Consider the following 13,833-nt stretch of genomic DNA (forward strand, 5'->3'; position numbering starts at 1 on the left):
CTCATTCGGCCGGAACAGCCGCGGGAGCCGTTGCCCGAACGGGCGCAGACGTCACGGTTTTCCACAGATTGTAGCACATGATCAGCCCGCCGGTGAGGTAGAGAAGCCCCCCCACGCCGCGCGTCACGAGCATCGGATACTTGGCAGAGACGGTGTCGGCGAAGGCGTTGACCAGGAAGCCGTTGGCATCCACTTCACGCCACATCAGGCCTTCCATGATGCCCGAGACCCACATGGCCGAGGCGTAAAGCACGATACCGATGGTCGCCAGCCAGAAGTGCCAGTTGACCAAGGCAAGGCTGTAAAGCCGTTCCTTGTTCCACAGCCGCGGCGTCAGGAAATACAGCGCGCCGAAGGTGATCATGCCGTTCCAGCCCAGTGCGCCGGAATGAACGTGGCCCACGGTCCAGTCGGTATAGTGCGACAGGCTGTTGACCGCGCGGATCGACATCATCGGGCCTTCGAAGGTGGACATGCCGTAAAAGCCGATCGACATCACCATCATCCGGATCACCGGGTCGGTGCGCAACTTGTCCCAGGCGCCCGAAAGCGTCATCAGACCGTTGATCATGCCACCCCACGACGGCATCCACAGCATGATCGAGAACACCATGCCCAGCGTGCCGGCCCAGTCGGGCAATGCCGTGTAGTGCAGGTGGTGCGGACCAGCCCAGATGTACATGAAGATCAGTGCCCAGAAGTGGATGATCGACAGCTTGTAGCTATAGACCGGCCGCTCGGCCTGTTTCGGCACGAAGTAGTACATCATGCCCAGGAAGCCTGCGGTCAGGAAGAAGCCCACGGCGTTGTGGCCATACCACCACTGCACCATGGCATCCTGCACGCCGCCGGTGATCTGCACCGACTGCGACGACAGGAAGCTGACCGGAATGGCCAGATTGTTGCCGATGTGCAGCATGGCAATGGTCAGGATGAAGGACAAGTAGAACCAGTTGGCGACATAGATGTGGGGTTCTTTGCGGTTGAACAGCGTGCCCATGAAGACTGCCAGGAAGGCAACCCAGACCACGACGATCCACCAGTCGATATACCAGACGGTCTCGGCGTATTCCTTGGACTGGGTGCCCCCCAGAACATACGAGGTCGCCGCCATGACGATCATCAACTGCCAGCCCCAGAACACGAACCAGCCCAGATTGCCGCCCCAAAGCCGCGTGGCGCAGGTGCGCTGCACGACATAAAACGCGCTCATGATCAGGCCGTTGCCGCCAAAGGCGAAAATCACGGCCGAGGTGTGCAGTGGCCGCAAGCGGCCAAAGTTCAGAATTCCCTGCGCCCACTCGGGGTTCAGCGACGGAAAGGCCAGCTGAAACGCGATCAGCACCCCCATCGAGAAGCCGATCACGGCCCAGAACGCCGTGGCGATCACGCCTGCGCGCACCACCCCGTCCATGTATTCGAGTTTAGATGCGCGAACCTTGACCCCGCCCATGCTGCGCAACGTCCAGATGAACGTCAGCACGGCAGCAAGCATGACCACGATTGCGTTGACCAGGTAGGGCAGGTCGTGCGCCTGGCTGGCAGCATAGCCAGCCAAGACCGCAACCAGGCCCAAAACGACCAGTTTAACGTAATCCCACATTTTGCGTCCCTTCGTCTTGTCCCGGTCCGAGTCTTCATCCAGCCGGGCACTTTTGCGACGCCTACGGTATTGACTGCGGCAACGGGACGCAACCTTGATCTATGTCAATTAACGAGTGAATTACCTGACGAAACAGGTTGATCAAGGTCAATGCAACAAGGCATTTGTCACCCTAAGGTGAACCATGACGGATCATTGAAGGAGCCCGGCCATGGCCTACAAATCCCTGACCACCATCATCACCAATGCCGACAAAGCTGCGGCTACGGTTGCGGGGGCGGCGCAACTGGCGCTGGCGCTGGATGCGCATCTTGACGTGCTGACCCTGGGCATCGACCGCACCCAGGTGGGATACTCCTATGTCGGCGGCGGTGCCGTGCTGTTGCAGGTCGCCACCGAACGCGCCGAAGCCGACGCCAAAGCCGCCGAAGATGCGGCCAAGGCGGCGGTCGAGGCGCAGCCGCTGACGCTGCATGCCACGGTGGAAAGTGCCATCGCGCAACTGGGCGGGCTGGCCGATCTGGTGGCAATCCGGGCGCGGTTCAGCGATCTGGTGGTGGTGCCGCGGCCCTATGGCCCGGGCCAGGGCCCCGAGGCCGAGGCGGTGGTGGAAGCCGCGATGTTCGAAGGTCAGGCACCGGTGCTGGTGCTGCCCGACGGCGGCCTGCCCGACGGCAAGCTGCCCAGCCGGGTAGTGATCGGCTGGAACCAAAGCCGCGAGGCGATGGTGGCGGTGCGCCGTGCCCTGCCGCTGCTGAAGAAGGCGGCGCTGGTGAATATCGTGGTGATCGACCCGCCGACGCATGGGCCGGAACGCTCGGACCCCGGCGGAGCGCTGTGTCAGATGCTGGTGCGGCACGGCGTGCATGCCGAAGTGTCGGTGCTGGCCCGCACCTTGCCCAAGGTTTCCGAAGTGCTGATGCGGCATATCCGCGATCTGAATGCCGACCTGCTGGTGATCGGCGCCTATGGACACTCGCGCTTCCGCGAAGCGATTCTGGGCGGCGCCACCCGCAACCTGCTGGAACAGGCGCAGGTGCCGGTGTTCCTGGCGCATTGAACGGCATGGAACGGGGCAGCCGCCGGGCCGGGCATCGAGCCCGCCCCGGCGGCGCTGTCGCGGATCAAACTTGAAACGTCGCGGCGGCTGTCAGACCAGATAGCCGCCATCGTTGTCGTCGCCGGCTTCTTCCAGCAGGCGGTCGAAATCGGGCACCGTCACATGGCGGTTGCCCTCCAGCGAGATCACGTCATCGCGCTTCAGCGCCGAAACCTGACGGCTGACGGTTTCGAGCGTCAGGCCCAGATAATCGGCCATCTCCTCGCGGGTCAGCGGCAGGTCGAACACCAGCGCGCCCTTGGGCGAGCGCAGCTTCAGCGCGGCATCGCGGCGGGCGATGATCGCCAGCAGGCTGGCAATTTTTTCCCGCGCGGTCTTGCGACCCAGAAGCAGCATCCACTCGCGCGCGGCGTCCAGCTCGTCCAGCGTCATCTCCAGCAGGCGCTGGCCGATGTGCGGCGTCGCCAGCATCATTTCCTCGAACGGTTTCTTGCGGAAGCAGCACATCACCAGATCGGTGGTGGCGGTCACGTCATAGGCCGCCGAGGCGCGCCCGGGCCGCCCGACGAAATCCGAAGGCAGCAAAAGCCCCACCATCTGCCGCCGACCGTCTTCCATGGTCTGCGTCAAAGTGGCGATTCCCGTGACAACCGAGCCGACAAAATCCATCCGGTCGCCCGACCAGATCACCGGCTGACCGGCCTGATAGCTGCGGTAAAACTTGATTTGTTCAAGCTTTCCAAGCTCGTCGGCATCACACCGCGCGCAGACTGCGCGATGCCGGATGGGGCAATCGCTGCACTCTTGGTGAACGAACTGTGCGTCGTGGACGGCCATGCTTGAGCTTTCGTTTGATCTGCATCAAAGTCAGTGCCAAGTTTACACATCAGTGTCGGAATATGAATACTGAATCGCAACTTAAACAGCTTGGGCTGTTCGATGCTCGTGTGCCGCGGTACACCAGCTACCCCACGGCGCCACATTTTGGTGCCGCTGTTGGCCATGATCTGTTCTCGGATTGGGTCGAAGCCATCCCGGCAGGATCGTCGGTATCGCTTTATCTGCACGTGCCTTTTTGCCGAAGGTTGTGCTGGTTCTGCGCTTGCCGCACCCAGGGCACCAGCAGCGACGAGCCGGTGCGCGCTTACGCCCGCGTGCTGAAGGCCGAGATCGCGCTGTTGAAGGCGCGGCTGGCCCCCGGTGTCCATTTGTCGCGGCTGCACTGGGGTGGCGGCACGCCGACGCTGTTGCAGCCCGACATGATCCGCGACCTGGCCGCCACGATCTTCGACGCCGTGCCGATGGGGCCGGGGGCCGAGTTCTCGGTCGAGATCGACCCGAACGAGGTGGATGACGCGCGGCTTGACGCGCTGGCCCAGTCGGGGATGAACCGCGCCTCGATCGGGGTGCAGGATTTCGACCCGATGATCCAGAAGGTGATCGGCCGCGAGCAAAGCTTCGAGCTGACCAAGCAGGTGGCTGATGCCATCCGCGCGCGGGGCGTGAAAAGCCTGAATGCCGACATCCTGTATGGCCTGCCGCACCAGACCCAGGCCCGCATCACCGATTCGGTGCAGAAGCTGCTGGCGCTGTCGCCCGACCGGGTGGCGCTGTATGGCTATGCGCATGTGCCGTGGATGTCGCGGCGGCAGCAGATGATCCCGGGCGATGCGATGCCCTCGGCGGAAGACCGCCTGAAGCTGTTCGAAACCGCGACCCGGTTGTTCATGGCCGATGGCTACCGCGAAATCGGCATCGACCACTTCGCGCTGCCCACCGATGGCATGGCGATTGCCGCCGCCAACGGCACGCTGCGGCGCAACTTCCAGGGCTATACCGACGACACCTCGCCGGTGCTGATCGGGCTTGGTGCCTCGTCGATCTCGCGGTTTCCGCAGGGCTTTGCACAGAACCTGTCGGGCACGTCGGATTACACCAAGGCGATCCGGGCCGGGCATTTCTCGACCCATCGTGGCCATGTGTTCGAAGGCGAGGACAAGGTGCGCGGCCGGATCATCGAGGCGCTGATGTGCGACTTCAAGGTGAACCGCGAAGAGCTGATCCGCGATTTCGGGGTGACGGCGGAGTGGGTGCAGACCCAGTTCCGCAAGGCCGCCGATGCCTTCCCCGACATGGTGAAGCTGGACGAGACGGGTCTCAGCCTGCCGGTGCGGGCGCGGCCCTTGTCGCGGATGATCGCGCGCACCTTCGACGCCTACGACCAAAGCAAGGCCAAACACTCCGCCGCGATCTGACGGCGGGCTCTTCACTCCCTAGCGGGCGTTCATCGCAGTCCAGCGAGGAATGCCCGTCAGGGCTGAGGAGCGGCCCGTTTGGAGCCATGCTTTTCCACAAACTCCACCATTCGGGGCAGGCAATTCCCGCGCAGGTCATAGCCTTGCAGAATGGTATCGCGCGCGGCCTTGCGTTGCGCCGCAAACCGCTGCGGTTCCGCCAGCGCCTCGATCAGCGCCGCCGACCAGCCCGGCACGTCAAAGAAATCGACCAGCCGCCCGTTCACGCCATCGGTGATCAACTCCTGCACCGGGGCAGTGCGTGACCCGACCACCAGCGCGCCCGCCGACATCGCCTCCAGCATCGACCAGGACAGCACGAAGGGGTAGGTGAGGTAGGCATGGGCGCGAGAAACCTGCATCAAGGCCACGAAGCTGGCATAGGGCACCTTGCCCATGAAATGCACCCGGGAAAGGTCAAGCTTTTCCGCCACTTCCGCCAGGAAAATCTGCTTCCAGCTTTGGCCAGAGGGCGCCGGGCGGCCATAGCTGACCTCGTCGCCGCCGACGATCACCACCTGGGCTTCGGGCCGCGCCGCCAGCACCGCAGGCAGGGCGCGCATGAACGTGTGATAGCCGCGGTAAGGTTCCAGATTGCGGTTGACGAAGGTCAGCACCTCGTCGCCCGCCCGCAAAACCTTGCCATCCGGCAGCGCGAAACTGGCCTGCGGATTGGGCACCATGACATCGGTATCGACGCCATCAAAGATCACCTCGATCCGGTCGCGCAGCACCGGCGGATAGGTTCCAGCCTGCCAGCGCGTCGGCGAAAGCCCGGCATCGGCGTGCAGCAGCGCCTGCCCCAGATGCGTGGTACGGCCCTGCGCCATCATCACCGCATCGAAACCGCCCTTGTCGAACTCGGGGTCAAAGCCGACATCGGCGCCCTGACCGCGGTAATAGAACTCGGCATAGACCAGCAGTTTCGCCGTCGGCCAGACCTCTTTCAGAAACAGCGTCTCGCCCCAGCCGGAATGGCCGAAGATCACGTCGGGCACATAGCCCTTCTGGTCGCGCAATTGCACGGCGGCGCGGGCCACGGTCACGCCGCGGTCGCTCATCTGGGTATAGCTGCGGCCCAACCGCGTCACCGCCGGGTCGGGAACGGGGGTGGAGTGGCGGTATTTCAGCACCGGAATCGCCGAAGCGCGGTTGTTGGCGCTGTCGGTCAGCGCCAGGCAGTCATGGCCGCGGCGCTGCATCTCGGGCGCCAGATGCAGGAACTGGCCGGGGAAATTCTGATGCACGAACAGGATCTTCACGGCCCACCCCTACCCGACCGTGCCGAAAGCCGCGGCCATCAGGGTGCGGGTGTAGTCGGTCTGCGGGGCGGCAAACAGCGCCTGCGCCTCGCCCGCCTCGACCACGTCGCCATCCTTCATCACGATGACCTTGTGCGCCAGCGCCCGCACCACGCGCAGGTCGTGGCTGATGAACACATAGGCCAGCCCCCATTTGCGCTGCAATTCGCGCAACAACTCGACGATCTGCACCTGCACAGTCATGTCCAGGGCCGAGGTCGGCTCGTCCAGCACCACCAGTTTCGGGCGCAGGATCATGGCGCGGGCGATTGCCACCCTTTGGCGTTGGCCGCCGGAGAATTCATGCGGATAGCGGCCCATGGCGGCAGGGTCCAGACCAACCTCGGTCATGATCTCGGCCACCATTTCGCGCCGATTCTGACCGGGGCGCACGCCATGCACCCCCAGCCCTTCGGCAATGATCTGCTCCACCGTCATCCGCGGCGACAGGCTGCCGAACGGGTCCTGGAAAACGATCTGCATGTCGCGGCGCAAGCTGCGCATCTGCCGGGGCCGCCAGCCCTGCACGTTCTGGCCCAGAAACACCACCGGCCCATCCGCCGCAATCAGCCGCAGGATCGCCAGTGCCAGCGTGGTCTTGCCCGAGCCGCTTTCGCCCACCACCCCCAAGGTTTCCCCCGCCCGCACGGTGATGCTGGCCTCGTTCACCGCCTTCACATGGCCAACGGTGCGGCGCAGCAAGCCGCGATGGATCGGAAACCACACCCGCAGCTTTTCGGTGCGCAACACCTCGGGCGCATCGGCGGCCACTGGCAGCGGCAGGCCCTTGGCCTCGGCGGCCAGCAGTTTTTGCGTATAGGGGTGCTGCGGGTTGGCAAAGATTTCGGCCGCCGGCCCCTGCTCGACAATCTCGCCGCCCTGCATCACGCAGACCCGGTCGGCAATGCGCCGCACCACGCCAAGGTCATGGGTGATAAACAGCAGGCTCAGCCCCTCGCGCGCTTTCAGATCGGCCAGCAGGTCCAGGATTTGCGCCTGAATGGTGACATCCAGCGCCGTGGTCGGCTCGTCGGCGATCAACAGTTCCGGGCCGTTGGCCAGCGCCATGGCGATCATCACCCGCTGCCGCTGCCCCCCCGAAAGCTGATGCGGATAGGCCTCCAGCCGACTTTCCGCCTCGCGGATGCCGACCTTCTGCAACAACTCGATGATCCGCGCCCGCGCTGCCGCCCCGGTAATCCCCTGATGCAACGCCAGACTTTCGCCCAACTGCCGCTGGATGCTGTGCAAGGGGTTCAGGCTGGTCATCGGTTCCTGAAAGATGAAGCTGATGTCGTTGCCGCGCACCTTGTGCAGCAGCGCCTTGTCGGCCCCGACCATTTCCTGCCCCAGATAGCGCACCGAGCCTGTGACCTCGGCACTGTCGGGCAGCAGCGCCACGGTGGAAAGCGCGGTGACCGATTTGCCGGAACCGCTTTCGCCCACCAGGGCCACGGTTTCGCCCTTGGCCACGGTAAAGCTGACCTGTTTGACCGCGTCAATCACCCGGCCATCCTGCCGGAACCGCACGCTCAGGTTCTGCACCTCAAGCACTGTCGCCCCGCTCATCGGAAGGTCTTTCTGGGGTCAAAGGCATCGCGCACGCCTTCGAAGATGAAGACCAGCAGGGACAGCATGATGGCAAAGGTGAAAAATGCGGTAAACGCCAGCCAGGGCGCCTGCAGGTTCTGCTTGGCTTGCTGGGTCAACTCGCCCAGCGACGGCGAGGATGACGGCAACCCGAAGCCCAGAAAATCCAGCGCCGCCAGCGAACCGATGGTGCCGGTGATGATGAACGGCAGGAAGGTCAGCGTGGCCACCATGGCGTTGGGCAGCACATGGCGGAACATGATGACGATGTTCGATACCCCCAAGGCGCGGGCGGCCCGCACATATTCGAAATTCCGCGCCCGCAGGAATTCGGCCCGCACCACACCGATCAGCGAGGTCCAGCCGAACAGCACCATCAGCCCCACCAGCAGCCAGAAGTTCATCTGCCAGATCGCGCCGACGATGATGATGATGTAAAGGCTGGGGGTCGAGCCCCACAGCTCGATCACCCGCTGGAACAGCAGGTCCACCAGCCCGCCGAAATAGCCCTGCACGGCACCGGCGGCGATTCCGATCACCGAGGTGAAGAAGGTCACGATCAGCGCGAAGGCCACCGACAGCCGGAAGCCGTAGATCACCCGCGCCAGCACGTCGCGCGCGGTATCGTCGGTGCCCAGCAGGTGCTGCGCGTCGGGCGGGGAAGGCGCCGCCACGCCGATATCGTTGATGGTGTTGTAGCTGTAGGGAATCGGCGGCCACAGGATCCAGCCGGTCTGCACCGGCTCGCCCGCCACGGTGCCACCCTCGGCCTCGGCCTTCACCGCTTCGGGGTCGTCCCAGCAGGCGGGGTTGCCTGCGGCCACGATCAGGCATTGCACCTCGGGGTCGCGGTAACCCGCCTCGGTGCGAAAATCACCGCCGAAGGTGGTTTCGGGGTAAAAGGTGGTGAAGGGCGTGTAGAAATCGCCGCGATAGCGCACCAGAAGCGGCTTGTCGTTGGCCAGCACCTCGGCAAACAGCGACAGGCCGAACAGCAGCGCAAACAGCCACAGCGACCACAGCGCCCGCCGGTTGGCCTTGAAGTTGCGCCAGCGGCGCTGGTTCAGGGGGGAAAGGGCCATGCTATCCCCGCGTCTCGAAATCAATGCGCGGGTCGATCCAGACATACATCAGGTCGGACAGGATCCCCACCACCAGCCCCAGCAGGCCGAACACGAACAGCGTGCCGAACACCACCGGATAATCGCGCGCCACCGCCGCCTCGAACCCCAGCCTTCCCAGCCCGTCCAGCGAAAAGATCGTCTCGATGATCAGGCTGCCGCCGAAGAACACCGAGATGAACACCGCGGGAAACGAGGCGATGACGATCAGCATGGCGTTGCGGAACACATGGCCGTAAAGCACCCGGCGTTCGCTTAACCCCTTGGCCCGCGCGGTCATCACGTATTGCTTGCGAATTTCCTCCAGGAAGCTGTTCTTGGTCAGCAGCGTCAGCGTGGCAAAGCTGGAGATGGTCGAGGCCAGCACCGGCAGGGCGATGTGCCACAGATAGTCGGTGGCCTTGCCCAACAGCGACAACTGGTCGAAATTCTCGCTGGTCAGCCCGCGCAGGGGGAACCACTGGTAGTAGGAACCACCGGCGAACACCACCAGCAGCAGAATGGCGAACAGAAAGCCCGGGATGGCATAGCCGACGATGATGGCACCGCTTGTCCAGGTATCGAACCTTGACCCGTCCCGCACCGCCTTGGCAATCCCTAACGGAATCGAGATCAAATAGGCGATCAGCGTTGACCACAGCCCCAGCGAGATCGACACCGGCATCTTTTCCTTGACCAGATCCAGCACCGAGATCGAGCGGAAATAGCTTTCGCCGAAATCGAAGCGGGCGTAGTTGCCCATCATGATGCCAAAGCGTTCGGCCATCGGAATGGCCTCCTTGCGGCACTCGGGCGCCTTGGTGCTGGGCTTGCCGGTGAAGCCCGGCTCGCAGACGATGCGGGCAAAGCCGAACTGGCGTTCCAGCTCGTCGATGAACTCGGGCGGCAGGCCTCGGGCGCCGACATAGCGTTCATCGGTGCCCGCGGTGTCCAGCCCGGCCCCGGCATCGCCGCCACCGCCGATCGACTGGAACACGTCGCCGCCGCCTTCCAGCCGCGCCAGAACCTGTTCCACCGGACCACCGGGCACGAACTGGGTCAGGGCGAAGTTGATCATCATGATCCCGATCAGCGTCGGGATGACAAGCAACAACCGCCGGAGAATATAGGCACCCATCGGGACAAACTGCTCTTTCTGTTCCGCCTGCGATCTGCCTACCGCAACGCACCCGCCGCCTTCAGCTCGGCGGCTTTTTCGGGGTTATACCACCAGATATCCAACTCGCCCAGTGCGTAGGGCGGCATGGTTTCGGGGTGCTCGAACATGTCGAAATAGGCGACGGTATGGGCGTTCTTGAACCATTGCGGCACCCAGAACCGTTCCGCCCGCAACACCCGGTCCATCGCCTTGGTGGCGGCGGTCAGCGCCTCTTTGCTGGTGGCGGCCATCACCACATCGGTCAGCCGGTCCACCGCCGGGCTGCGCAGGCCCATCACGTTGAACGACGACACATCGGCGGTGTCCGAGCCGTAGAACTGCTTCAGTTCCGACCCCGAGAAGTAATTGGTGCGGGCGTTCGAGGTGATGATGTCGAAGTCATACTCGGGTGGCCGGGTGCGGGCGGTGTATTGCGCGTCATCGACCATGGTGTTGCTGGCGTCGATGCCCAGCGCCCGCAGGTTTTCGACAAACGGGTTGATCACCCGGTCAAACGCCGGGTTGTCGTTGAGGAATTCGACCTTCAGCGCCTCGCCCTTGGCATTGCGGCGCAGACCGTCTTCCCCCACCGCCCAACCGGCCTCGTCCAAAAGCGCACTCGCGCGGCGCAGGTTGGCGCGGTCAAGCTGCCGCGCTCCGGAGGTGGCACCCATCACCGGCGGGTCGGTCAGGATGCTGGCGGGCAGCAGGCCGTCATCGACCAAGGGTTGCAGAATCGCCACCTCCTCCGGCCCCGGCGCGCCCTCGGCGGCCATCCAGCTGTTTTCCCACAGCGAATTGATCCGGGCATACAGGCCATAGAACAGCGTGGCATTGGACCATTCGAAGTTGAACATCAGCCCGATGGCCTCGCGCACTTTCGGATCCTTGAACGCCTCGCGCCGCAGGTTGAACATGAAGCCCTGACCATTGGCCTTGTCGCCAGAAGGGATGATATCCTGCTTCACATGGCCCGCCTTCACGGCGGGAAAGTCGTATTGCGTGGCCCAGGACTTCGACGAGTTTTCGTTGCGGAAGGTATAGGTGCCGCTTTTGAACGCCTCGAAGGCGGCATCGCCATCGGCAAAATACTCGATGCGGATGGTGTCGAAATTGCCGGTGCCGATGGCGATGGGCAGGTCTTTCGCCCAGTAATCCGGGTTGCGGCGGTAAACCAGCGTCCGCCCGACCTCGACCCGGTCCAGCACGTAGGCACCGGAACCAAGGAACGGCGTCATCGACGATTCTTCCATGTCCAGCCCGTTGGCCAGGTAATGCGCCTTGGAAAACACCGGCAGGCCACCCACCTCGGCCGGCAGATCGCGGGTCGGGATGCCGGGTCTGAAGCTGAACTTCACCCGGCCGGGGCCAAGGATTTCCACCTTCTCGACCTGCTGCGACAGCACGGTGCGGAAATCGGTCAGACCCTTGGCCAGAAAGGTTTCATAGGAAAACACCACGTCTTCGGCGGTCAGCGGCGTGCCGTCGGAAAACTTTGCCTCGGGGCGCAGGTTGAAGATCACCCAGGAACGGTCGGCGGGATATTCCAGCGTTTCGCACAGCAGGCAATACGAGGCGCCGATCTCGTCCGAGGTGCCGACCAGCACGGTTTCCAGCATCACCGACGACAGCGCCCCCGCCCGGCCCTTCACCGAATAGGGGTTCATCGAGTCAAAGCCGCCCTGCGCCCATTCCGAGATTTCGCCGCCCTTCGGGGCATCGGGGTTCACATAGTCCAGATGCGGGAAATCGGCGGGGTAGTGCAGATCGCCGAAGGTCGAGATGCCATGCGCCACGGTCACCTCTTGCGCCCGCGCCGCCATCGCCCATCCGGCCAGCGCCAGCACCAGAAACCCGAGGCCTGCCTGCCGGGGCAGCCGCATGTCAATCCGCTGGGTCATGGTGGTGGTGCGTTGACTGCTCATCCAGAACTTCCTTTTGTCCGCTGCCGGTTGCGCCATGCTAATTCGGAAAACGACGCTGGCTCAAGGCGCGAATTCGTGAAGCCAGCCGCAGCAAAGCAAAAGGCCACCCCGCAGGATGGCCTTGTGTCGAAAGTCTGGCAGTCCGCGCTTATTGCAGCGTGCTGAGATAGGCGATCAGATTGACGCGGTCGGCGTCCTTCGGCAGGCCCGAGAACGCCATCTTGGTGCCGGGCACATAGGCCTTGGGGTCGGCCAGGTAGGTGAACAGGAGGTCCGCCGTCCACGGCTCGCCCTGGCCAGACAGCATGGCGTCAGAATAGGCAAACCCTTCAATAGTGGCGCGCGGCCGCCCGACGACGCCATTCAGATAGGGACCAATGGCGTTCTTGCCATCGGCCTTGTGGCAGGCCTTGCATTTGGTGAACACTTTTGCCCCGGCTTTCAGATCGGCAGAGGCAAGCAGCGCGGCGACGGCACCATCAGCCGCGGGGGCGGCAGCAGGGGCCGCTGCCACGGCTTCGGCAGGGGCGGCTTCGGCAGCCGGCGCTTCCGCAACAGGGGCGGCTTCGGCGGGTGCGGCTTCGGCAGCAGGCGCTTCGGCGGCGGGGGCTTCGGCGGCGGGGGCTTCGGCGGCAGGCGCCTCGGCCGCGGGGGCTTCGGCAGCAGCGGCTTCTTCGGCCGGAGCTTCGGCAACAGGCTCTTCCGACGGGGCCGGATAGGTCTGGGTGGCAGCCTTGAGCGGCGCATAAAGGCTGGTCGCGGTCAGGCTGGCCAGCCACAGCACCAGCGTGAATCCGAAGATCGTGAACAGCAGTTGGGTGAATGCCTTCATGTCGATGCTCTCGCTTTGCGCCAAGTTGCCGGATGCGGGCTATCTATCTGCTTCCCCCCTTGGGTTTCAAGGTGTAGTAGCGCGCCCTGACAGTGGTTTTTGCAAAGATGGGCAGGAAAATGACCGGTCGGATCGCATTTCAGGGCGAATTGGGCGCCTATTCGCATCAGGCCTGCCGTCAGGCACGCCCCGACATGCAGGCGGTTCCCTGCCGCACCTTCGAGGATGTGATCGAGCTTTGCCGGGCGGGCGAGGTCGATCTTGCGATGCTGCCGGTGGAAAACTCGACATATGGGCGGGTGGCCGACATCCACACCCTGTTGCCGGGGTCCGGCCTGCGCATCATCGACGAGGCTTTCGTGCGGGTGCACATCAACCTGCTGGCGGTGCCGGGCACGCCGCTGGAGGCCATTACCGCGGCGATGAGCCACACCGTGCTGCTGGGCCAGTGCCGCGAATTCCTGAAGGCGCACAACCTGCGCGCGGTCACTGGCGCCGATACCGCGGGCTCGGCCAAGCTGGTGGCCGAACGCGGCGACCGTAGCCTTGGCGCGCTGGCCTCGGAACTGGCGGGCGAGATCTACGGGCTGGACGTGGTGGCGCGGCAGATCGAGGATCAGGCCAACAACACCACCCGCTTTCTGGTGATGGCACGGCAGGCCGACCTTTCGCGCCGCGGCAGCGGGCCGATGATGACCACCTTCACCTTCAAGGTGCGCAACATCCCGGCGGCGCTTTACAAGGCCTTGGGCGGCTTTGCCACCAATGGCGTCAACATGACCAAGCTGGAAAGCTACATGGTGGGCGGCAGCTTCACCGCGACGGCGTTCTATGCCGATATCGAGGGCCATCCCGAAGACCCGGCAGTGGCGCGGGCGCTGGAGGAGCTGGTCTATTTCACCGAAGAGCTGGACATTCTGGGCGTCTATCCGTCAGACCGCGCCCGCTGACGTCTGGCAAAATCAGAGT

General features: G+C 64.0%; 11 protein-coding genes. 3 read left to right on the top strand and 8 right to left on the bottom strand.

Annotated features, from left to right (window positions below):
* Position 1: 1 nt before the first annotated feature.
* A complete protein-coding gene (ccoN, locus tag RSW2DRAFT_RS01010; RefSeq protein WP_008027148.1) occupies positions 2–1,603 on the bottom strand; it encodes a cytochrome-c oxidase, cbb3-type subunit I in 1,602 nt (533 codons plus the stop codon).
* 211 nt (positions 1,604–1,814) lie between these two features.
* Between ccoN and RSW2DRAFT_RS01015 the strand changes: the two genes are divergently transcribed.
* On the top strand, positions 1,815–2,663 hold the full coding sequence (locus tag RSW2DRAFT_RS01015) for a universal stress protein (RefSeq protein ID WP_008027149.1): 849 nt from the start codon (positions 1,815–1,817) through the stop codon (positions 2,661–2,663).
* Positions 2,664–2,753: 90 nt separating this feature from the next.
* Here RSW2DRAFT_RS01015 and fnrL read toward each other — a convergent pair whose 3' ends face one another.
* On the bottom strand, positions 2,754–3,500 hold the full coding sequence (fnrL, locus tag RSW2DRAFT_RS01020; protein ID WP_008027151.1) for a transcriptional regulator FnrL: 747 nt from the start codon (positions 3,498–3,500) through the stop codon (positions 2,754–2,756).
* Positions 3,501–3,562: 62 nt separating this feature from the next.
* On the opposite strand from fnrL, the gene hemN reads away from it, so the two are divergent.
* Positions 3,563–4,918, top strand: a complete 1,356-nt coding sequence (gene hemN, locus RSW2DRAFT_RS01025) for an oxygen-independent coproporphyrinogen III oxidase (protein ID WP_008027153.1) — start codon at positions 3,563–3,565, stop codon at positions 4,916–4,918.
* A gap of 56 nt (positions 4,919–4,974) precedes the next feature.
* On the opposite strand, the gene RSW2DRAFT_RS01030 is transcribed toward hemN, so the two are convergent.
* From RSW2DRAFT_RS01030 to RSW2DRAFT_RS17040, 6 genes are all read right to left on the bottom strand, one after another.
* Positions 4,975–6,219, bottom strand: a complete 1,245-nt coding sequence (locus RSW2DRAFT_RS01030; RefSeq protein ID WP_008027154.1) for a glycosyltransferase family 4 protein — start codon at positions 6,217–6,219, stop codon at positions 4,975–4,977.
* Positions 6,220–6,228: 9 nt separating this feature from the next.
* A complete protein-coding gene (locus RSW2DRAFT_RS01035; protein WP_008027156.1) occupies positions 6,229–7,827 on the bottom strand; it encodes an ABC transporter ATP-binding protein in 1,599 nt (532 codons plus the stop codon).
* Positions 7,824–8,930, bottom strand: a complete 1,107-nt coding sequence (locus RSW2DRAFT_RS01040) for an ABC transporter permease (RefSeq protein ID WP_008027157.1) — start codon at positions 8,928–8,930, stop codon at positions 7,824–7,826. The genes RSW2DRAFT_RS01035 and RSW2DRAFT_RS01040 overlap by 4 nt, the downstream gene beginning before the upstream one ends.
* A gap of 1 nt (position 8,931) precedes the next feature.
* Positions 8,932–10,086: a microcin C ABC transporter permease YejB gene (locus RSW2DRAFT_RS01045; protein ID WP_008027159.1), complete on the bottom strand. Its 1,155-nt coding sequence runs from the start codon at positions 10,084–10,086 to the stop codon at positions 8,932–8,934.
* A 38-nt stretch (positions 10,087–10,124) separates the two neighbouring features.
* On the bottom strand, positions 10,125–12,032 hold the full coding sequence (locus tag RSW2DRAFT_RS01050; RefSeq protein WP_008027161.1) for an extracellular solute-binding protein: 1,908 nt from the start codon (positions 12,030–12,032) through the stop codon (positions 10,125–10,127).
* 148 nt (positions 12,033–12,180) lie between these two features.
* On the bottom strand, positions 12,181–12,864 hold the full coding sequence (locus tag RSW2DRAFT_RS17040) for a c-type cytochrome (RefSeq protein ID WP_008027163.1): 684 nt from the start codon (positions 12,862–12,864) through the stop codon (positions 12,181–12,183).
* Between the two features lie 119 nt (positions 12,865–12,983).
* On the opposite strand from RSW2DRAFT_RS17040, the gene RSW2DRAFT_RS01065 reads away from it, so the two are divergent.
* On the top strand, positions 12,984–13,814 hold the full coding sequence (locus RSW2DRAFT_RS01065; RefSeq protein ID WP_008027165.1) for a prephenate dehydratase: 831 nt from the start codon (positions 12,984–12,986) through the stop codon (positions 13,812–13,814).
* Positions 13,815–13,833 lie beyond the last annotated feature (19 nt).

This window comes from Rhodobacter ferrooxidans (assembly GCF_000176015.1).
GTDB classification, from domain to species: domain Bacteria; phylum Pseudomonadota; class Alphaproteobacteria; order Rhodobacterales; family Rhodobacteraceae; genus Pseudorhodobacter_B; species Pseudorhodobacter_B ferrooxidans.

Coding starts and splice junctions, on each gene's coding strand:
- ccoN (WP_008027148.1), bottom strand. CDS start 1,603: ATGTGGGATTACGTTAAACTGGTCGTTTTGGGCCTGGTTGCGGTCTTG.
- hemN (WP_008027153.1), top strand. CDS start 3,563: ATGAATACTGAATCGCAACTTAAACAGCTTGGGCTGTTCGATGCTCGT.
- RSW2DRAFT_RS01040 (WP_008027157.1), bottom strand. CDS start 8,930: ATGGCCCTTTCCCCCCTGAACCAGCGCCGCTGGCGCAACTTCAAGGCC.
- fnrL (WP_008027151.1), bottom strand. CDS start 3,500: ATGGCCGTCCACGACGCACAGTTCGTTCACCAAGAGTGCAGCGATTGC.
- RSW2DRAFT_RS01065 (WP_008027165.1), top strand. CDS start 12,984: ATGACCGGTCGGATCGCATTTCAGGGCGAATTGGGCGCCTATTCGCAT.
- RSW2DRAFT_RS01045 (WP_008027159.1), bottom strand. CDS start 10,086: ATGGGTGCCTATATTCTCCGGCGGTTGTTGCTTGTCATCCCGACGCTG.
- RSW2DRAFT_RS01035 (WP_008027156.1), bottom strand. CDS start 7,827: ATGAGCGGGGCGACAGTGCTTGAGGTGCAGAACCTGAGCGTGCGGTTC.
- RSW2DRAFT_RS01050 (WP_008027161.1), bottom strand. CDS start 12,032: ATGAGCAGTCAACGCACCACCACCATGACCCAGCGGATTGACATGCGG.
- RSW2DRAFT_RS17040 (WP_008027163.1), bottom strand. CDS start 12,864: ATGAAGGCATTCACCCAACTGCTGTTCACGATCTTCGGATTCACGCTG.
- RSW2DRAFT_RS01015 (WP_008027149.1), top strand. CDS start 1,815: ATGGCCTACAAATCCCTGACCACCATCATCACCAATGCCGACAAAGCT.